The 19509-nt window shown below is 65.2% G+C and carries 15 protein-coding genes and 1 pseudogene; 11 read left to right on the forward strand and 5 right to left on the reverse strand.

Annotation, left to right across the window (positions count from 1 at the left end; genetic code table 11):
• Positions 1-262 precede the first annotated feature (262 nt).
• Positions 263-586, forward strand: a pseudogene (locus tag JYG32_RS35695) (transposase); the annotation flags it as partial.
• Positions 587-1421: 835 nt separating this feature from the next.
• On the forward strand, positions 1422-3119 hold the full coding sequence (locus JYG32_RS35700; protein WP_213268245.1) for a M4 family metallopeptidase: 1698 nt from the start codon (positions 1422-1424) through the stop codon (positions 3117-3119).
• Between the two features lie 385 nt (positions 3120-3504).
• On the opposite strand, the gene JYG32_RS35705 is transcribed toward JYG32_RS35700, so the two are convergent.
• Positions 3505-5586 carry a hypothetical protein gene (locus JYG32_RS35705; protein ID WP_213268246.1) on the reverse strand — a complete coding sequence of 694 codons (2082 nt, stop codon included), beginning with the start codon at positions 5584-5586 and terminating at the stop codon, positions 3505-3507.
• Between the two features lie 239 nt (positions 5587-5825).
• Between JYG32_RS35705 and JYG32_RS35710 the strand changes: the two genes are divergently transcribed.
• Positions 5826-6944, forward strand: a complete 1119-nt coding sequence (locus JYG32_RS35710; protein WP_213268247.1) for a helix-turn-helix transcriptional regulator — start codon at positions 5826-5828, stop codon at positions 6942-6944.
• A gap of 161 nt (positions 6945-7105) precedes the next feature.
• Here JYG32_RS35710 and JYG32_RS35715 read toward each other — a convergent pair whose 3' ends face one another.
• The 3 genes from JYG32_RS35715 to JYG32_RS35725 form a co-directional block, all read right to left on the reverse strand.
• Positions 7106-7849 (reverse strand): enoyl-CoA hydratase/isomerase family protein, encoded by a 744-nt coding sequence (locus JYG32_RS35715; protein ID WP_249744974.1) that lies wholly within the window; start codon positions 7847-7849, stop codon positions 7106-7108.
• A 59-nt stretch (positions 7850-7908) separates the two neighbouring features.
• Positions 7909-9645, reverse strand: a complete 1737-nt coding sequence (locus JYG32_RS35720; protein ID WP_213268248.1) for an AMP-binding protein — start codon at positions 9643-9645, stop codon at positions 7909-7911.
• 356 nt (positions 9646-10001) lie between these two features.
• Positions 10002-11150 carry a porin gene (locus JYG32_RS35725; protein WP_213268249.1) on the reverse strand — a complete coding sequence of 383 codons (1149 nt, stop codon included), beginning with the start codon at positions 11148-11150 and terminating at the stop codon, positions 10002-10004.
• 243 nt (positions 11151-11393) lie between these two features.
• On the opposite strand from JYG32_RS35725, the gene JYG32_RS35730 reads away from it, so the two are divergent.
• The 7 genes from JYG32_RS35730 (at position 11394) to JYG32_RS35760 (ending at position 18145) form a co-directional block, all read left to right on the forward strand.
• Entirely contained in the window at positions 11394-11891 is a 498-nt protein-coding gene (locus JYG32_RS35730; RefSeq protein ID WP_174380146.1) for a bacteriohemerythrin, read from the forward strand.
• A gap of 29 nt (positions 11892-11920) precedes the next feature.
• The gene (locus JYG32_RS35735; RefSeq protein WP_213268250.1) at positions 11921-12919 is read left to right on the forward strand and encodes a PDR/VanB family oxidoreductase; all 999 of its coding nucleotides are present in this window, start codon (positions 11921-11923) and stop codon (positions 12917-12919) included.
• A 45-nt stretch (positions 12920-12964) separates the two neighbouring features.
• Positions 12965-14266, forward strand: coding sequence for a Rieske 2Fe-2S domain-containing protein (locus JYG32_RS35740; protein WP_174380144.1), 1302 nt, complete (start codon positions 12965-12967; stop codon positions 14264-14266).
• Positions 14267-14290: 24 nt separating this feature from the next.
• A complete protein-coding gene (locus JYG32_RS35745) occupies positions 14291-15559 on the forward strand; it encodes a Rieske 2Fe-2S domain-containing protein (RefSeq protein WP_174380143.1) in 1269 nt (422 codons plus the stop codon).
• An 11-nt stretch (positions 15560-15570) separates the two neighbouring features.
• On the forward strand, positions 15571-16398 hold the full coding sequence (locus JYG32_RS35750) for an SDR family NAD(P)-dependent oxidoreductase (RefSeq protein WP_213268251.1): 828 nt from the start codon (positions 15571-15573) through the stop codon (positions 16396-16398).
• Positions 16395-17351 carry an alpha/beta hydrolase gene (locus JYG32_RS35755; RefSeq protein ID WP_249744975.1) on the forward strand — a complete coding sequence of 319 codons (957 nt, stop codon included), beginning with the start codon at positions 16395-16397 and terminating at the stop codon, positions 17349-17351. Before JYG32_RS35750 ends, JYG32_RS35755 begins: the two co-directional genes overlap by 4 nt.
• 113 nt (positions 17352-17464) lie before the next feature.
• The gene (locus JYG32_RS35760) at positions 17465-18145 is read left to right on the forward strand and encodes a MarR family winged helix-turn-helix transcriptional regulator (protein ID WP_249744976.1); all 681 of its coding nucleotides are present in this window, start codon (positions 17465-17467) and stop codon (positions 18143-18145) included.
• Between the two features lie 211 nt (positions 18146-18356).
• Here JYG32_RS35760 and JYG32_RS35765 read toward each other — a convergent pair whose 3' ends face one another.
• Complete coding sequence (locus JYG32_RS35765; RefSeq protein WP_174380141.1) at positions 18357-19121, reverse strand: SDR family oxidoreductase; 765 nt, start codon at positions 19119-19121, stop codon at positions 18357-18359.
• On the opposite strand from JYG32_RS35765, the gene JYG32_RS39350 reads away from it, so the two are divergent.
• Positions 19090-19422, forward strand: coding sequence for a hypothetical protein (locus tag JYG32_RS39350; protein ID WP_249744977.1), 333 nt, complete (start codon positions 19090-19092; stop codon positions 19420-19422). The two genes, JYG32_RS35765 and JYG32_RS39350, sit on opposite strands and share 32 nt — an antisense overlap.
• Positions 19423-19509: the final 87 nt, after the last annotated feature.

The following is a 19509-nucleotide window of genomic DNA, read 5'->3' on the forward strand; positions in this document are numbered from 1 at the left end:
CCTGCACCGCCACCCGATATCGATCGATTCTCGATCCGATGTTGTCATCACGCTTCACGAAAGCTGCAGCGACAAGCGATCCGTGAATTTCCGACGGCGCATCGAGGCTCGTTTTCACGGCGCGTCAACGTCACCGCAAGGGCCCGGGTCGCGTCTATGCTGGATGGCTGGAGCAGCCCCCTGAAACACCGGACACTGCCTCCCACTTAACATAACGGGTAGGCATAAGACTGTGTTTTTGACTAACACCGGGCAGGAAGTGATGGATGTGTTGACGGGCCCGGAGCGTCGGCGGCACCGGACGGCGGAACAGAAACTGGCGATGGTGCGCGAGAGTTTCGAGCCGGGGAAATCGGTTTCGCTGGTCGCGCGGCAGCACGGCGTGAACCCGAACCAGTCGTTCCATTGGCGCAAGCTGTACCAGGATGGGAGCCTGTCAGCGCTCAAGGCTGGAGAAGAAGTGGTTCCGGCGTCGGAACTGGCCGATGCACTCAAGCAGATTCGTGAGCTGCAACGGGTACTCGGCAAGAAGACCGTAGAGAACGAAACACTTCGCGAGGCAGTCGAACATCCGAAACCGCTGAAGACCTTGAAGTCGCAACTAAAGAGCGAGGCCGACGCGCACTTGGAGGTGCACAAGGCTGCCCTAAAGTGTGGCGGCGACGCCGATATCGAAAAGCTGCGTAACGAGCTTATTGCGGTCACGAAGGACTGCAACTCCCTGATGGGCGCACTGATCCCGCGCCGCTTGACGCGATCGCCGCGTTCACGCGGGTCTGGTGAAGTTCCACAAGGCGCTCTTGGGTTTGACGGCCGACTTCCGGCCGAACCTCTCATAGGTGCCTGCGAATATCGCCTGGGACACCGCGGCGTCATCCAATGAATTGCCATTTTCTGCGCGCCGCCGGCGCATCCCACCGCTTCCCCCTTTGAAACATGGCCGCCGTTCGTTCGCTGGACGTCCATTGCAAATTTAAAGACATTCGCCGCGTAAATGACGAACGCAGCGCCATGGACCAATTTCATTTACACGCATACGAAGGCAACAATCAAAGCGAATATTTAATAAAATAAATTCCGACCGTCGTTGTCGTTCCGCTTCGCATCGCCCGTTCCGATCGAGTGGCGTCACGGCCTCGCTCCGCCCCGCGCCCAGGTCTCCCGCCGCTCCCCAAGCGCACCCCGCCAGCGCGATGTTGCCGATCCCGCGAACGCAGCCGACAAGATCATTTCATATTTCTCACCAAATCCTGACTCGATTAACGCCGCCATGATTAAAAATTAATTTATTAGAAAATATCTTGTAATTATAAAAACGCTCTTCTAGCATGCCCCTGCGGTTCGCGACATGTCTCATATCAAAGTTGGTCCTTGATGCATTCCTCGAAAATCACGCATTTATTCATAATCTGGGGGATTACATGAAGAAACTGTCTCGTCTGCTGTCCGTCACCGCGATTACCGTCGCGAGTCTCAGTGCTTTTGCCCAAGCCGGCGACCAGCCGGCCGCGGTCGACAGGGCGCTGCAACTGATCCAGCAGAACCCGTCCGCCTTCAGCCTGGCTACCGGCAGCGCCGCACGCACGTTGAAGTTCGCGGCGCCGCAGGCGAACGCGCCGACGGACGGCGACCAGTTCCAGGTACGCGACGTGATCGTCGATCCCGACGGCACCGAGCACGTGCGCTTCGACCGCTTCTACGCGGGCCTGCCCGTGATCGGCGGCGACGTCGTCGTCCATTCGAACCACGGGCAGCTGAAGCAAGCAAGCCTGACCCTGCCCGCGCCGATCAATCTCGCCGGCAAGATCGGCAAGGTCGGCGACCGCTTCGTGGTGCGCAACGCGCCCGACGTGGGCGCGGCCAGGGTCAAGCGCATCGCGGCCGCGCGTTTCAGCTCGGACGTGCGCCGCGTCGACGACGCGGAACTCGTCGTGTTCGCGCGCGACGTCACGCCGACGCTGGCCTACGCGGTGCGCGTATACGGCAAGGCGACCGACGCGCACGGCGATGCCGTGCTGTACTACGTCGACGCTCGCACGGGCACCGTGCTCGACGCTCAGGACCTGATCAAGACCGCCGCCGCGACCGGCACCGGCCGCTCGCTGTACTACGGCAACCTGACGCTGACCACCGACCAGACCGGCACGAACGCGTACCGGATGCTCGATCCGACCCGCGGCAGCGGCTCCGTCTACGACGGCCGCGGGCTGATCGCAGAGGATGTCGAGCAAGCGACCGACCTGCCGATCTTCACGAGCAGCACGAACGTGTGGGGCAACAGCTCGACCACCGACCGGCAGACCGTCGCCGCCGACATCGACTACGGCCTCGCATTGACTTGGGACTACTACAAGACTGCGCACAACCGTAACGGCATCTTCAACGACGGGCGCGGCGTGAAGAGTTTCGCGCACGTAGTGTTCGACACCGGCAGCGGCACGACTGGCGCGAACGCGGCATGGATGCCGTCGCACATCATGGTGTACGGCGACGGCCAGTCGGGCACGAGCCTGCCGAAGCCCGTCGTGTCGGTCGACGTGGCCGGGCACGAGATGAGCCACGGCGTGACCGAGGCCACCGCCAACCTGAATTATTCGGGCGACGCGGGCGGCATGAACGAGTCGACGTCCGACATCTTCGGCACGCTCGTGAAGTTCTACGCGAACAACCCGAACGATCCCGGCAACTACGTGATCGGCGCGCGCGTGGTGAGCGGCGGCCTGCGCAAGATGTACAAGCAGGATCTCGACGGCCGGTCGTTCAGCTGCTATCCGTCCGGCGGCTTCTCGTGGGCGAATCCGCGCCACGATCCGCACTTCACGTCGGGCGTCGGCAACCGCTTCTTCTACCTGCTGTCGGAAGGTCCGGCCGTGCCGTCGACCGATACCGGTCTGTCGAGGACGCAGCTGGTCTGCAACGGCGACACGACCTTCAGCGGCCTGGGCCGCGAGAAGGCCGGCAAGATCTGGTACCGGACGCTGACCGTGTACCTGAACGCCAACTCGAGCTACCCGGGCGCGCGGCGTGCGTCGATCCAGGCGGCGAACGACCTGTATGGCACAAACTCGGCCGAGAGCGCAACAGTCGCGCGCGCGTGGAGTGCGGTCGGGGTGAACTGACGGCACTTGTGTGGGCGTGTTGAACGCCGGAAGGTCGTGTGGCGGTACTTCGGTTCGGAGGAAAGCGAGCCGATCGACGTCACGCGGCGCTCAGGCGTGAGGACGGCAGGTGTTGATCAGCCGCCTGCGATTGCAGGCGGCTGATCGGCGGACAATTCATTCGGGCCTTGCGCGCCCACTCGGCGCTCAGCACATCGGGTGAGCCCCTCCCCGGGCGCAATCCGAACCAGCTGGCGCATCGGCGAATTTTCCCGGGCGGACCGAACGTCGAAGTGTGCAGCGGCTGCAGTTCAAGCCGTAGCCTGCGCTGTCTCGCCGCGCCGTGACGCGAACGAGCCGGCGGGAACGCAAACCGTCCCGCCGGACGCATCCGCCCGGCTGGCCGTCACCGGTCGTACTCGAAGGCCTCGGTAAAGAGCGTGTCGATCGTGTCGGACCAGCTCAGGTTCACGAACGAGAAGTCGCCGCCGCCCGTCCAGCCGGCCACCGACGGAAACGCGACACCCTGATCGCCCGGCACGTTGAGCGTCACCGCGGCGCCCGGCAGGACCGGCACGGCCGGTGCCGAACCGTTGACGAACGTCGCCGCTGCCTGCCCTGCCGCGGTTGCGCGAATCTGCACGTTGCCGCGCTTGACGAACGGCAGCCCCGCTTTCGACGTCCAGCTCAGCGGGAAGGTCGCGCCGCCCGCGAACGTGCCGGCGGTGCCCGGCGTCAGCCTGTCGCGTGTGGACTGCGCCAGATCGTGCCACGCGTACTGGCGCAGTGCGTCGGGCGACGGCGACGGCGTACGCAGCCGGACCGTATAGTGCCTGGCCGGCGCCGCGGTGTTGCCGTTCTGGTAGACGTCGATCGTATAGGCGCTGAACGGCTTGATGTCGGCCAGCTCGGCGGCGCTCAATTGCGGCTTCGCCCACGCGGTATTGTTGCGCGGCGCGTCGCCGGGCCACGAAAACAGGCTCTGGTTGGCCGGGTCCTGCGCGACGCCGGCCAGGCGGAAATTGTTGCGACACTGCGCACTCTTCGCCAGTGCGGCAAGCTGGACCGGCGTCTGCCCGCTCGCGACCTGCGCGCGGATGTTCAGCGTGTCGCACGTGCCGCTCGACGGCTGGAGGAACACGCCGTTGCGTAATCCGGGGCCGTTGACGATCGCGAAGTCCACCGCGGTGCCTGCCGCATCGACGGTCCCAACCTGCAGGTTGAGCGAATCGACGAACGCGTTGGTCCCCGTCGACGGATTGGCCGGATTCAGCCAGTCCCACTTCTGCGCGTTCGCGTTCACCTTGCTCAGTACCGCGCGCTGATTGCCGACCACGCGCCAACCGTTGTCGCCGCTCGCGAGGCTGCTCGCCCGCACGGCGAGTTGCACATGCTGCTGCATGCCGTCGCGAATGCCGTCGGCGCGCGTCCACGCGAGCTTGACCCACATCGTGTCGCCGGCGACGACGCGGATGACTTCCGGCAAGCTGAAGCTGGCGTTGTTCATCGCATCGTCGGCCACGATGCCCGGCGTGCCGCCGGCCGGCGCACCGAACTCCTGGTCGACCGACATCCCGTTGTTGAGGTACTTGGCGGGCACACCGGCGTTCAGCGCGCCCGACGCGACGTCATCGACGAAGATCCGGCCGCACGCCGACACGCTGCCGCCGACGCGCGCAGCGCCGGTCGAACCGGTGAAGCACTGGTTGAGGGCACCCTGCAATCCCGCCAGGTCGCTGGCGCTCGGCAGGTTCGACACCACCGCGCCATTGATGGTCGCGACGGCCGGCAGGCTGGCCTTGTCGCTGGCCTGCGGGGCGACGCCGGGTGCGAGCTGAAGCTGCACCGGCGCATCGCCGGACGCACCCGCCACCGAGCTGATCTGGACGCCGCCATCCGGCAGGACGTTGATCTTCACCTGGTCGAGCAACCGGTCGAGACCCGGTGCGCCCGCGGTCAACGAGCCGGAAATCAGGTCGACGCCCGTATTGCCGGTCGCGGCCAGCACGTCGGCCAGTGCCGAGGAATAGGCCTGCACCGTGCTGGCAACGGCCTGGGCGGTGACCTTGCTCTGCAGCAGCCCGGTATCGGCCAGCAGCTTCGTCGGGTTGCCGCCGACGATCGTGGCGGCGATCGCGTTCGTGATCGGCGTGATGTTGATCGTCTGCGTGCCGGCCGTGGCGCTCAGTGCGATCAGCGTGGCTTGCGAATCGGCGACGTTGCCGTAAGCCGACAACGCGAAAGGCGCGGTCAGGCCGGTCACGGTGCAATGAAACGCGCCGGTCGACGCATCGGCCGGGCAGTCGACCGATTTGCCGGTCGCATCGACCAGTTTCACGGTTGCGGCCTGCATCGCCGCGCCGGCGGCCGCGACGCCGCTGACCGTCTGCGCGGCGGGTTCATTGGGGGGAGACGACGACGAACTGCCGCCGCCACAAGCCGACAGGACGAGTGCTGCAATACCGGACACGACAGGTGTGAGTTTCATTGCGTTTTCCCCGAGAGTCTTCTGGTTGATGCGTGTCACACGCACCGCGCATGCACGCTGAATGGCGGGGATTCTCGCAAAGCCGGTTTTTGCGATCATCATTCAGGTGAATGAAAATCGGGAAATAACACGGCACGGAACGCAAATAACCTGTGTTAGCCTGAAAAAAATTCGGCATTCGAATCAATATCCTCAGACAAAACTCCACATACCAAGATCGCGACGCGGCGGGGGAAAGCATGCAACGGGACCAACTCATCGGGGACCTCTATGAGGCCGCGCTGTGTCCGGATGGTTTTCTCGACGTATTCCACCGGGTATCCGAAACGCTCGGCGCAAACGTTTTTCATATGTTCAGTTGGGATGCCGCTCGCAATGCACCGAAATTCTCGATTTACTCGCCGCGCGCGGAGTTCGACGAGGTCGTCGCGCTCTACGACCAGTATTACGGCGCGCTCGATCCGCGCCGCGGCTTTGTCGAGAACGCACCGCTCGGCGAATTCGTTTGCTGTCAGGATCACCTGACCGAGCGCGACGTCGAGCGCAGCGAGTTCTTCCAGGACTTTCAGATTCCGTCGGGCTTTCGCTACCTGATGGGGGTTCGCTTCGCGCGCCCGGGCAGCGACAACATCTTGCTCGGGTTACTGAGAGCGTGCGGCCGACCGCCCTATTCGCCGGAAGAACGCGCGACCCTGACGGGCATGGCAGTGCATCTGCAACGCTCGATCAACCTCTGGCAGGATGCAAGAGTGCTGCTTCGAGACGCTGCGCTCGGCACCGAACTGATGGAGGAACTGGGCTTGTCCGTCTTCGCACTGGACAGGCATTCGCGCGTCGTGTTCGTCAACCGGGCCGCAGAGTCGATGCTGCGCGCGACCACCTGCTTCAAGCTCGAGCACGGTCATCTGAGCGCGGCGAGCGCGCCGCAGAATGACGCACTCAAGGCGGCGCTTGCGCGCGTCGCGAAGACCCGCAAAAGCGAGAGCCTCGCCCTTTCCGGCACCTTGAGCGCCGCGCACGAAATCTTTCTCGGCATCGCCGCCCTGTCGGGACAGGCGCGCCATGCCGCCGTCGGCGACGCGACGCTGCTGGTCACGGTCAGGCAACGCAGCGCCGCCCCGCTCGTCGTCGCGCAACAGTTGCGGCAGGCCTTTGGCTTGTCGAGCGCCGAAGCCGCCGTCGCCGAAGCGTTGATCGGCGGCAAGACGCCGGACGAATGCGCGGCCAGCGCCGGCGTGTCGCTCGCGACCATTCGTACCCAGTTGCGCGCGATCTACGAGAAGACACATTCGCGGAATCAGGCCGAGGCGGTGGGACGGATGCTCTGGGTGCTCCCGCAGCACAAGCGCGACGATTGATGCTTTGAAACCGCGGGCCAGTCGTCACCGCAACGGTTTTTCGATCTTTACGGTTCGCAGGTCAAGCAACTGGCCGCCCCGCCAATCTGCACGGAGCCGAAACGCCTCTGCATCCGGGCAGCCGCTTCTCGAACCCCGTGCGCGAGGCATTCAATCTCGCATCAGCGCCCGTAAAAAACGACCGGTTCGGGTTCCACGCCCCGCTTCATCGCGTCGACGCGGGCCGTCCGCCCGCGTCGCGCGTCTTCGGTGTTGTGCAACGGCATCCCGAGATCGAGCACCACCTGGTCGGCGCCCGGCACACCGCCCGCCGACCAGGCTTTCAGCAGCGCGCGGATGGCCGCATACGAGCGCGTCGGACCGTTCGAAAGCCGGATCGCCAGATCCAGCGCAGCTTTTTCCACATCGGCTTCCGGCACCACGAATGCGGCGATGCCCAGTTCACCCGCCGTCGTACCCGACATCACCTCGCTCAACATCACGTAGCGTGCCGCGCGTGCCGGCCCCGCACGTTCCGCAATCCGTTGAACGGCACCGCAGACGGGGATGGTGCCGACCGACGGCTCGATGCAGCGAAACGATGCGTTATCCGCAGCCACGACCAGGTCGCAAGCGAGCGCCAGTTCGAACGCGCCGCCCCAGGCCCGGCCGCGCACGGCACACACGGTCGGAATCTGCAGCGCTTCGATTTTGCGATACGAGTGATGCATGTCGCTGATGAAGGTGCGCCACGCATTGAATTCCTTGTCGATGAAATCCAGGATATCGCCGCCCTGGCTGAAGTTCGGGCCTTCCGCGCGCACGAGAAGCGCCCGGATGTTCGCTTCGCTGGCCTCGTGGACGGCTTCGCTCAGGTGTTCGGAAAACGCGGTTGCAATCAGGTTGAGCGGCGGATTCCCGAGCACGATGTGGCCAACGGAATCGCGGCGCTCGAAACGGACGGATGTCATGTGTATCTCCTTGATCAGGCAGTTCTGCTTACATTCAGATCGAGTTCCCGGATCATGCTTTCGCGCATGGCGAACTTCTGCGCTTTTCCAGTCACCGTCATCGGCATGTCTTCGACGAAGCGGATATAACGCGGGATCTTGAAGTGCGCGATCCGGTCCCGGCAGAAGTCACGGATCTCGTCCTCGGACGCCTCCTGGCCCGGCTTGAGCACGATCCACGCGCAAATCTCCTCGCCGTACTTCCGATCGGGCACCCCGAATACCTGCACGGTCTGCACCTTGGGATGGCGGAACAGGAACTCTTCGATCTCGCGCGGGTAGACGTTCTCGCCGCCGCGAATGAGCATGTCCTTCACACGCCCGACGATATTGCAGTAGCCGTCGGCATCGATCGTCGCGAGGTCGCCGGTGTGCATCCAGCCGTCGCGGATCGCGTCGCGCGTTCGCGCTTCGTCATCCCAGTAGCCGAGCATGACCGAGTAGCCGCGGGTGCACAGTTCGCCCGTCTCGCCAACCGGCACGACCTTCCCGTCCACGTCGACCACCTTGCACTCGAGATGCGGCTGGATGCGGCCGACCGTCGACACCCGCTTGTCGAGCGGATCGTCCGTTGCGCTCTGGAACGACACCGGGCTGGTTTCCGTCATGCCGTAGGCAATGGTGACCTCCGTCATGTGCATGGTCGACACGACCCGTTTCATCACCTCGATCGGGCACGGCGCGCCGGCCATGATGCCGGTGCGCAGGCTGGAGAAATCGTATTGAGCGAAATCCGGGTGGTCGAGCTGCGCGATGAACATCGTCGGGACACCGTGCAGCGCGGTGCAACGCTCGTCGCTCACGGCCGCCATGGTGGCCAACGCATCGAACGCCTCGCCCGGGAAGACCATGCACGCGCCGCTGACCGTACACGCGAGGACCGACATCACCATGCCGAAGCAGTGATACAGCGGTACGGGCACGCACAGCCGGTCCCCTTCCCGCAAGTTCATGGCCGCGGCCACGAACCGTGCGTTGTTGATGATGTTCCGGTGCGTCAACGTGGCGCCCTTGGGCGCGCCGGTGGTGCCGCTGGTGAACTGGATGTTGATCGGGTCGTTGGCGTCGAGCCCCGCGGCAATCGCATCCAGCTCGTCCATCGACACGCCTGCGCCACGCGCAAGCACCTGCCGATACGTCAGCATGCCCGGTGTGGGCACATCCTCCATGCGAATCACCCATCGCAGCGTGGGCAGCCTTGCCGCACGCAAATCGCCGGGCTCGCAGTGCTTCAGCTCGGGAGCCAGGGTCTGCAGCATGTCCAGGTAACGGGACGTCTTGAACGACTCGGGCGCGACGATGGCCTTGCAGCCCACCTTGTTCAGCGCGTATTCAAGCTCCGCAAGCCGATACGCCGGATTGACGTTGACCAGTATCAGACCGAGCCGGGCGGTCGCAAACTGGGTCACCGTCCACTCGAACCGGTTGGGTGACCAGATGCCGATACGGTCGCCTCGGCGCAGGCCCATCGCATGCAGGCCGGCCGCCATCGCGTCGACCTCGTCGGCGAACGCCTGCCAATTCCAGCGAACGCCCTGCGCGCGGAATACGACGGCGGGCCGTTCGCCGTGGCGCTTCACGGTTTCGGCCAGCAGGGCCGGCACGGTCAGTTCGCTCAACGCGGAACCGGTGTCGCCTTTGACGCAGGACAGTCCATCGACCGGCAGCGTCGCATCGTTGCCGGGCCCGGATGTTCCAGTCTGAATCTTCATACGTGTCTCCAGAGTTTCACCGGCGCAAGGCTCGCCACGACTGGTGCGTGGGCTTCGTCCGATAAGTTTCTGGAGTGCATCTTTGTATCTTCCCAGGAAGATGTCAAGAAGGGATTTTACCCGCATCGCGATGAGGGGTGCTTGCGAACAAATAATCTATGAAAAACGGCATTCTTCACGATTTCCGCCCGGAAAATCGAGTGAAGCGATGCGCAGCCGCTCTATCGTCATGCGACATAACACCATCCTCGGAAGAAATTCCGAAAATGTCTTCTCTGCAGGAAAGGCGGCGACGACCGGACATCCCGAAGGACATCCGTCGCCGGCACACGCATCGCAATGCGCGTGCCGTTTCTTCAGAACATATGGCGAATGCCGAGCATCACCCCGGTCTGATCCACGCCCGCCGCCGGCCACGAAGCAGTGCCCGCGGTGCCGCCGTCGATCGTGAGCACGGAGTTGCGCTGATTGAAGATGCGCCCTGCCGTCACGTACACCGAGCTGCGCTTCGACAGCAGATACATCGCGCGCGCCGCGATCACGGACGCGCCGGCATCGTGTCCGCTCACCGTGAGATGGCCGAACTGCGCGTCGAGGACGATCGTTGGAACCGGCAGATAAGTCGCGCCGAGCCACCAGTAATTGCTGCTCGCATCGACGACGCCCGGCGCCAGCTCCCCGTGGTTGATGCGGTGCAGGAAGCCGCCGCCGATCGTCGCGGTGCCGAACTTCACGTAGCCGTCGATGACGGCGCGCGTGTCGGTCTGCGAGCTGCGCGGCAGCGGCGAGCCGGGCCCGCCGCCGCCATTGTTCCGGTCGATCGCGGTCGCGATGCCCCAGCTCTGCGCTTCGTATTTCACCATCGCGGCGATCGTCTTGCACGCGCGGTAGTCGGTCGGCGACTGGCCCGCGCATCCGCCGGCGGCCGCGGGCGCGACCGCGTCCCGGCCGAGCGAATAACTGACGCCGAAAGTGAAGCCCGACGACGTAATGCTGTAGACGATCGTGTTGTCGAGACGCGCCTGGGCCAGATACGTGTCGAGCAGCCCCGCCGCATAGATGTTCGGCCCCATCGTGTCGCCCGGTATCGCCCAATAGATCTGCGAATACTGACGGCCGAACGACAGCGTGCCCCACCGCCCCGACAGCCCGACGTACGCCTGCCGGCCAAACAGGCGGCCGCTCTGGTTCAGCGTCCCCTGCCCCGGCGAGAAGCCCGACTCCAGCACGAAGACCGCGCTCAGGCCGCCGCCCAGATCCTCCTTGCCACGAATGCCCCACCGCGACGGCAACGACCCGGTGAGTTGCGGCACCTTCGCCACACTCTGCTTCTGGGGCCCGACATTCGTCACGTATTCGACGCCGGTATCGATGATCCCGTACAGCGTCACGCTCGATTGCGCGTGAGCGGCTCCCGACGCGCACACCGCGAGCGTCGAAAGTCCGAGCCAGACCGCCTTGCGCCGCGCCAGCCCTTCTCCAAACCCATTTGTCCGCAGACTCATTTTTGCCGCCTCCATGTAATTCTCGTCTTCCACGGAAGATAGTAATCGCACATCTTCCATGTCAACCGAAAGACGGATCGTGAGTTACCCTATGTCAGCTCGAAGCGGCGCTAGTACGGGGTACTTCCGCGAATTTCAGCCACTCATAGTTTTCCCTGACTCGACATCCGGTTCTTCGTTATCTATCTTCCACGGAAGACGAATATGATTCGTCTGATCCAGTTCATGTAGCGAGATATGAAAATGAAAGAATCAGAAGATCATCAGGCTGGCGCCCATCCCCGGAGCGTGCCGTCGCCGGCCGAAACCGCCGGCTTCGTCTGGAACGACGACTACGCGCTCGGCCACGGATCGATGGACGACACGCACCACGAATTCGTCGAATGCGTGAACGCGCTGCTCATGACATCGGACGACGACCTCGAGCGCGCGCTCGACGCCTTTGCCGAGCATGCGCACCGCCACTTCGGTGACGAGGATGCCGCGATGCGCGACACGGCCTATGGCTCCGCGGGCTGCCATATCGACGAGCACGCGGCCGTGCTGCGGTCGACCGACGAAGTTCGCGCCGCGCTGGCCGAAGGCCGGCCGCAGGTCGTCCGTTCATTTGCCCGCGCATTGGCCGGGTGGTTTCCCGAGCATGTGCGCGTGATGGACCAAGGGCTCGCGCGCTGGCTCGTTCAGCAACAACTGGGCGCGTCGCCGGTGGTCATCCGGCGCCGTCTTCCTGTCGCGGCCTGACGCACGCCCCTTTCATACGAGCACTCATCATGGAACGGAACACCCCCCCATCGAACGCGTTGCTGCAAGTCGGCGTATCCGCGAAGACGTGGCTGGCCGACGATATCGTCGGCTATGAATTCGAGCCGCTGTCGGACGAGCGGCTGCCCGACTTCGAAGCGGGTGCGCATATCGACGTGCACCTGCCGGGCGGGCTCGTGCGTCAGTACTCGCTGTACGACCTGCCCGGCGAGCCGTCGCGCTATCGCATCGGCGTACTGCGCGACCCGCAATCGCGCGGCGGATCCGCGAGCCTGCACGACGACGTCCGCGCGGGCGACACGCTGTCGATCAGCGCGCCGCGCAATCACTTTGCGCTGCACCGCGGCCCCGAGCGGTCGCTGCTGTTTGCGGGCGGCATCGGCATCACGCCGATCCTCGGCATGGCGCAGCAACTGGCGCGCGAGAGCCGGCCGTTCGTCATGCACTACTGCGGCCGCTCGCTGTCGCGGATGGCGTTCGTCGAGCGCGTGCAGCAGATGTCGTCCGGCGACGATTCGCACGCACGGGTGCATGTTCACGTCGACGACGGCCCGGCCGCGCAGCACCTCGACGCGCGCGCCGAGATCGGCTCGCCGTCGGCCGACACGCATCTGTATGTCTGCGGGCCGACGGGCTTCATGGATCTCATCCTGCAGACCGCCCGCGCGCTCGGTTGGGACGAAGCGCATCTGCACCGCGAATATTTCGCGGCGGCGCCGGTCGAGCCGTCGGATGAAGACGCTCCGTTCGAAATCGAAATTCACGGCAGCGGCGACGTGATCCGGGTGGGTGCCGGCCAAAGCGCTGCGCATGCGCTGCTGGACGCGGGATTCAACCTGCCGCTGTCGTGCGAACAAGGCGTTTGCGGCACCTGCATGACCCGGGTGCTGGCCGGCGAGCCCGACCATCGGGATCTCTATCTCACCGACGACGAGAAAGCGCGCAACGACAGCTTCATGCCGTGCTGCTCGCGCGCGAAGACTGCGCGGCTGGTACTCGATCTCTGATGCCGCCGCTCGCGTACCGCTGAAACCTGGAACGAGGGAATCAACATGTTGACCAAGCAGGACAATGAACTGATGTGCCGCACGGGCCCGGGCACCGCGATGGGCAATGCGATGCGCCGCTTCTGGCTGCCGGTGATCCAGTCGTCCGACCTCCCGCAGCCGAACGGCGACCCGAACACGATCGAGCTGCTCGGGCAACGTTTCGTGGTCTGGCGCGACCGGGACGGCCGGCCCGGCCTCTACGACGAAGGCTGCCTGCACCGCGGCGCGTCGATGCAACTCGCCCGCGCGGACGGCGACGGCCTGCGCTGCATCTATCACGGCTGGAAATTCGCGGTGGACGGCACGGTGCTCGAAACGCCGAACGTTCCCGATCCGAAGTTCAAGAGCCGTATCAGGGGCCGCACGTACCCGGTGCGCGAAGCGGGCGGCCTGATGTGGGCGTACCTCGGCCCGGAGGGCAACGCGCCGCCGTTCCCGCACCGGGCCTTCATGGACCTGCCGGATGCCCATCGCATCAACGTGTGCGCGATCGTCAACTGCAATTTCGTGCAGGTGATCGAAGGGCTCGTCGACTCGTCGCATCTGACCGTGCTGCACAGCTCCGCGCTGGCCCGGACCAACGACTCCGACCTCGACTACGCGGGGAAGATCACGCACATGCAGTTCGACGCGGCCCCGACGATCGAGGCGGACGAGACGGATTTCGGCTTTCACTACGTCGCGATCCGCCAGGCCGGCGAAAACCGCATCGCCCGCGTCACGTCGTTCATCGCGCCGGGCTTCATCGCCAACGCGAACGGCGACGTGTGGCTCGCCGCGGTCCCGATCAACGACGAGCGCTGCTACTTCTTCCACGTGTGGTGGGATGCCGAAAAGCCCGTCGGCGAAGAGCCGCTGCGCAGCGCGCAGCTCAAGTTCGTGGGCCTCGACGAGCCGACGCTGCGCAAATACGGGATGACGCTCGACACCTGCGACTCGCCGGCGGCGATGTCGTTTGCCAACGGCTATCGCCAGGATCGCCGGGCCCAACGCGACGGCCACTTCACCGGATTCGACAGCATCACGCAGGAAGACGCCGCATGCAGCATCTCGAGCGGCGCGATCCGCGACCGGTCGCAGGAAATGCTGTCGACCGCGGATCTCGCGATCAGCCGCCTTCATCGCACGCTGCTCGCGTGCGCGCGCGCGGAGCGCGATCAGCAGGACATTCCGGCGCTGCGCGCGGAATCCGGCCGCGCGATCGGCGTGTCCGGCGAAATCGGCCCGGGCGAGGACTGGCGGCGGCTGGTTCCGCACCACCGGATCGTGTCGTCTTCCGGCGCACGCACGCAGCGCAACACATAACCCGAGTTGAAACAGGAGTTCGATATGTTGAGCCACGAAGATAACGAAATGTTGTGCCGCGTCGGCCCGGGCACGCCCGGCGGCGCATTGATGCGACGTTACTGGCACCCGGTCTGCACGTCCGCGCAACTGCCGGATCCGGACGGCGCACCGCTGCGCGTGCGTCTGCTCGGCGAGCAGTATGTCGCGTTCCGGGACACGAACGGCCAGGTCGGCCTGCTCGAGGAGCTGTGCATGCACCGCGGCGCGTCGCTCGCACTCGGCCGCGTCGAGGAAGGCGGCATTCGCTGCCTGTATCACGGCTGGAAGTTCAGCGTGTCGGGCGCCGTGATGGAAACGCCGAACCATGCGGACCCGAAGTACGCGGCACGGATGAAGGCGCCCGCGTTTCCGGTGCGCGAGGCCGGCGGCATCGTGTGGGCCTACGTCGGCCCGCAGGAGCAGGAGCCCGCGTTCTCGCGCTACGCGTTCATGGATGCGGAACCGAACCATCGCGTCGTGCTGCGCATCAACGTCGCGTGCAACTACCTGCAACTGGTCGAAGGCGGCGAGGACAGCTCGCACGTCGGCGTGCTGCACACCAACATGGCGCGGCCGGGCTGGAAGGACGATGCGTTCACGCGCAATCCGGATGTCGTGAACCCGGCCGCGCTCGCGTCGAACGACCTCGAGCCGTCGCTGAAAATCGAGGACACGGCGTTCGGCTTTCACTACGTCGCGCTGCGCAAGACCGACGAGCCGGGCGTACGCAACGCGCGCGTCGTTCCGTTCATCGTGCCGTACGGCCGCATCATTCCCGCGCCGGCGTTTCTGTTCACCGTGCTCGAAGTGCCCGAAGACGACACGCACACGAGCACCTACATCGTCGTGCACGGCGACTCGCCGATCACCGAGGAAAAGATCGTCGAGCTGCTCGGCCTGGACGATCCGAAGTATTACGATCGCAAGAACTGCACGTTCAACGCGAGCTGGGCCGATTCGTTCGGCCAGAGCCGCGCGCTGATGAAGGAAAACTGGACCGGCCTGCGCGGCGTCGAAGTCGAGGACGCGACGATCGGGCTGTCCCAGGGCCCGCTCTACGACCGGTCGCGCGAGCATCTGGTGCCCGCGGACCAGGCCGTCGTGCGCGTGCGCCGCGCGCTGCTGGCAGCGGTCAAGCGCGTGATGAACGACGAGCCGCCGCCGGCGCTCGGGCTCGATCTGCGCGGCGTCGGCGCGTGCGACCGGCCACTCGCGGACGATGCATCCTGGCAGGATCTGCTGCCGTCGCATCGCGAAACCATCGAAGCGTAAGGAGCACCTTGATGACGAACGATCCAACCCGCAGCCACACGCCGGACTACCTGTCGCTGCTGCGACTCGACGGGCGCGGTTTCGTCCTGCTCGGCGCCGGCCAGGGCATCGGCGAGCAGACGGTTCATGCGCTGGCCCAGGCCGGTGCGCGCGTGCTCTGCGTCGACCGCGACGAAGCACTCGCCCGCCGCATCGCCGAAGCCGTCGACGGGATTCCTTGCGCGGCCGACGCCACATCGCGCGACGACATGCAGCGCGTGTTCGACACGGCGCGCCGGCACTTCGGCCGCATCCACGGCGTCGTCGACATCATCGGCGTCGCGGGCATCAAGCCGCTGGCCGCTGTCGACGATGCGTCGTGGAATCAGCAGTTCGACATCGTCGTGCGCCACGCGTACCTCGCGCTGCAGATCGGCGGCGAGATGATGAAGGCCGACGGCGGCGGCACGTTCGCGTTCGTCGGCTCGCTCGCCGGCGATCGCGCGGTGCCGAGCGAGGTCGCGTATGCGGCGTCGAAGGCCGCGCTGCACCATCTCGTGCGCTGCGCGGGCGTCGAGTATGCGCCGTACAACGTGCGCATCAACGCGGTGTCTCCCGGGTTCGTGCGCACGCCGCGATTGAATCAGCGGCTGGACGAAGCGACCTGGACGCGGATCGGCGAAGCGATCCCGATCGGGCGCGCGGCCACGCCCGCGGAAATCGCCGGCCACCTGCTGTTCCTCGCGTCCGACCTGAGTGCCCACATGGCCGGCGAAATCGTCACCGTCGACGGCGGGCTGAGCGTGAAGGCCGCCATTCCTGCCATTACGTTTGCCCCGTCGGCAACACCCACGCCATGAGCCAGATGAAACATCCGTCGCCACGCGACCTGATTCATCCGTCGCTGCGCGCGTTCGCCGACGCGGCCGCCACGCGGCCGAGCCTCGCGCAGATGAGCGCCGACGACGCGCGCGCCGGCATCGCCGCGCGCACGGCCACGCGCACGCCCGGCCCCCGCGTCGACAAGGTCTTCGACCTCGCGATTCCCGGCCCGGGCGGCGACATCCCGGTGCGCATCTACCATCCCGCCGGCGCCGCCGGCGCGACGATGGCCTTTCATGGCGGCGGCTGGCGGATGGGCAATCTCGACAGCTTCGACGCCGTGTGCCGGCATCTGGCCAGCGACGCGGGGCTGGCCGTGATCAGCATCGACTATCGGCTTGCGCCCGAGCATCCGTTCCCGGCGGCGCTGGAAGACGTGTGGGCGGCGACCTGCTGGGCTGCCGAGCACGGGCATGAGCACGGGCTTCCGACCGGGCGGCTGACCGTGTTCGGCGAATCGGCCGGCGGCAATCTCGCCGCCGTCGTGTGCCTGCTCGCGCGGGAACGGGCACAGCCGCGCATCCTTGCACAGGCGCTCGTGTATCCGGCGACGGACGCCACGCAGGAGCACGCGTCGCTGTCCGTTTATGCGGAAGGCTTCGTGCAGCGCACCGCCGACGTCGCGCATGCATTCCGCGAGTACGCGCTCGATCACGGCGTGTCGCCGTCGACCTGGACGCTGTCCCCGTTCCATGCGGACAGCCACGCGGGCCTGCCGCCGGCCCTCGTGATCACGGCCGAGTGCGACGTTCTGTGCGACGACGGCGAAGCCTATGCGCGCAAGCTCGCCGAAGCGGGCGTGCCAACGACGTGCGTACGTTATACGGGCATGCTGCACACGTTCTACGGCATGCGCGGCGAGGTCGACGCCGCCGCACTGGCCCAGCGGCAGGTCGCCGACATGTTGCGTACTGCCGTGCAGGCCGGATAGCGATGCCTGCGGACGTGCGACCGGGAAACTTACGTACAATGGCGGACAGCGACACCGGTCGCAGCCCCGTTACGATCGACCCGGTCGCATGCCCTTCCAAGGAAGCCATCGAGATGAGCACCGCAGACGCGAAGCAGCCCGCCCGCCGCCGCACCGGCACAAGAACAGCGTCGGCGCCGACGGAATCCGCCCCCAGGGCGAGCCTGCCGCGTCACAGCCTGATCGAGCTGATCACGCTGCAATGGCAGCACGAGCACAGCGATCTCGATCTGTCGAATTTCCTGCTGGCGATCTACTTCATGCGGATCGGCACCCTCGTCGAGCAGTCGTTCGACAAGATGTGCCAGCGCATGTGGGGCATCAGCGGATCCGACATGCGCGTGCTGCTCGCGCTGCGCCGCAGCGGGCACCCGTACGCGAAACGTCCGACCGATCTGTACCGTGCGCTGCTCGTGACGTCGGGCGCCATCACCAAGAAGATCGACCGCCTCGCGAGCCTCGGGATGGTGGAGCGTCAGCCCGATCCGGGCCACGCGGGCGGATTCATCGTCCACCTCACCAGGAAAGGTCTCGACGTCGTCGAGAAGGCCGTCGTGAAGCTCGCGAACGAATCGTCGATCGGACCGGCGATGGCGCATTTTTCCGATGCCGAGCGCGCGGCCGGCAACGAGTTCTGCCTGCGCACGCTGGCGTTGATGGAAGAGCTGGTGCTCCCGGAAGTCGACGACACCGACAGCGCGCCATCCGCGGCGCGAACCCGGCAAACGCGCCGCACGCCGCGCAACGGGAAGTAAGCGGCGGGCCGACGCCTGGAGGCCGTTATCGGGATCGCGAGCGATCACGGGAAGTTGCCGCTGGCGACGCAAGAATGACAGCGCCCCTCCACGTCGATCCAGCCGACGTGCCCGCGCCGGTCACCGCGACGGCGGTTCGCCGGGCCGATGCGTTCACGTCGAAGTTGCCGAATTCGTTTCCGGGCCGTTTAAAGCGTCCCAAGCCCCGACATCAGGTGCGATTGATCGATACCCCCCCGTCAACCAGCAGCGCCCCGCCGGTCATGAACGAGGAGGCGCTGGAAGCCATGTAGAGGACCGACTGCGCGAGTTCCTCCGGCGTGGCAATACGTTTGAGCGCGTGTAGTCCTGCCACATGAGCCATTGCTTCGGGCGACGCACTCATTGCGCGCCCCATCGGGGTGTCGACTCCACCAGGAAGGATTGCGTTGACGCGAATGGCCTTCGGTCCAAACTCCGCGGCGAGTGACTGGGTCAATCCGATCAATCCTGCCTTGCTGGCGGCGTAGGCTGCGACGCCGGGAAAGCCGACCGTGTACCCGACAAAAGTCGAAGTAAAGATGACGCTTCCCGAGCCACGAAGCATCATCGCCGGGATCTGATGCTTCGCGCCGAGGAATGCGCTCGTGAGATTGGTATCGATCGTCTCGCCCCAACCCGTCTCGGATATGTGTGGCGTGGGCCCCATTTCGCCAAGCGTCCCCGCGTTGTTGAACGCAATGTCCAGGCCACCGAAGCGGTCAACGGCCGTCTGAACGAGCGTCTGCGCATAAGTCTCGTCCCTGACGTCGCCCGCGACGCATACCGCCGTTCCTTTATGCGCGGTGATTTCCTTCACAAGGCTTTCCAGCTCAGCCTTGCGACGGGCGGCAACGACCACCGCTGCGCCCTCGCGAGCGAAAAGCAACGCGGTCGCGCGTCCAATTCCGGAACTGGCGCCGGTGATGATGGCAACCTTGTTTGCAAGCACGTTCATTGTCTTTTCTCATGTCCGGATTGATCAGTGCTTAGTCTGGTCGCATCCAGCCGCGCAAACATTCCGTTTCTTGCTATTCAATTCGGGCGGAATTTTCCATGGCTGCCTGCCCGCCAGGAAAATAAAAACGTCTCAAGCGATTTTGAGCCGGCCTCTTATGGCGCAATCCATCAGGCGATTCTCGAATGGCCTGGAACCGATCGACGACGATCCGAAATACGCACATCTGCAATGGACGGAAATCACCGAGCCATCGCGCACCCGCGCGTTCATCGACATGCATGCCCGCGCCGGTGGTTGAGCGTGCGATATATCAGGATTTCTGACTGAAAGGTGTGGGCGCCGCACAAGCCATTCGCGGCTTGCACTTGCCGGAACCTGTCGCCGG

The sequence above is a fragment of the Burkholderia pyrrocinia genome, from assembly GCF_018417535.1.
GTDB lineage: Bacteria > Pseudomonadota > Gammaproteobacteria > Burkholderiales > Burkholderiaceae > Burkholderia > Burkholderia pyrrocinia_E.

Coding starts and splice junctions, on each gene's coding strand:
- JYG32_RS35700 (WP_213268245.1), top strand. CDS start 1,422: ATGAAGAAACTGTCTCGTCTGCTGTCCGTCACCGCGATTACCGTCGCG.
- JYG32_RS35760 (WP_249744976.1), top strand. CDS start 17,465: ATGAGCACCGCAGACGCGAAGCAGCCCGCCCGCCGCCGCACCGGCACA.
- JYG32_RS35765 (WP_174380141.1), bottom strand. CDS start 19,121: ATGAACGTGCTTGCAAACAAGGTTGCCATCATCACCGGCGCCAGTTCC.
- JYG32_RS35735 (WP_213268250.1), top strand. CDS start 11,921: ATGGAACGGAACACCCCCCCATCGAACGCGTTGCTGCAAGTCGGCGTA.
- JYG32_RS35720 (WP_213268248.1), bottom strand. CDS start 9,645: ATGAAGATTCAGACTGGAACATCCGGGCCCGGCAACGATGCGACGCTG.
- JYG32_RS35740 (WP_174380144.1), top strand. CDS start 12,965: ATGTTGACCAAGCAGGACAATGAACTGATGTGCCGCACGGGCCCGGGC.
- JYG32_RS35730 (WP_174380146.1), top strand. CDS start 11,394: ATGAAAGAATCAGAAGATCATCAGGCTGGCGCCCATCCCCGGAGCGTG.
- JYG32_RS35755 (WP_249744975.1), top strand. CDS start 16,395: ATGAGCCAGATGAAACATCCGTCGCCACGCGACCTGATTCATCCGTCG.
- JYG32_RS35710 (WP_213268247.1), top strand. CDS start 5,826: ATGCAACGGGACCAACTCATCGGGGACCTCTATGAGGCCGCGCTGTGT.
- JYG32_RS35725 (WP_213268249.1), bottom strand. CDS start 11,150: ATGAGTCTGCGGACAAATGGGTTTGGAGAAGGGCTGGCGCGGCGCAAG.
- JYG32_RS35750 (WP_213268251.1), top strand. CDS start 15,571: ATGACGAACGATCCAACCCGCAGCCACACGCCGGACTACCTGTCGCTG.
- JYG32_RS35745 (WP_174380143.1), top strand. CDS start 14,291: ATGTTGAGCCACGAAGATAACGAAATGTTGTGCCGCGTCGGCCCGGGC.
- JYG32_RS35705 (WP_213268246.1), bottom strand. CDS start 5,586: ATGAAACTCACACCTGTCGTGTCCGGTATTGCAGCACTCGTCCTGTCG.
- JYG32_RS39350 (WP_249744977.1), top strand. CDS start 19,090: ATGATGGCAACCTTGTTTGCAAGCACGTTCATTGTCTTTTCTCATGTC.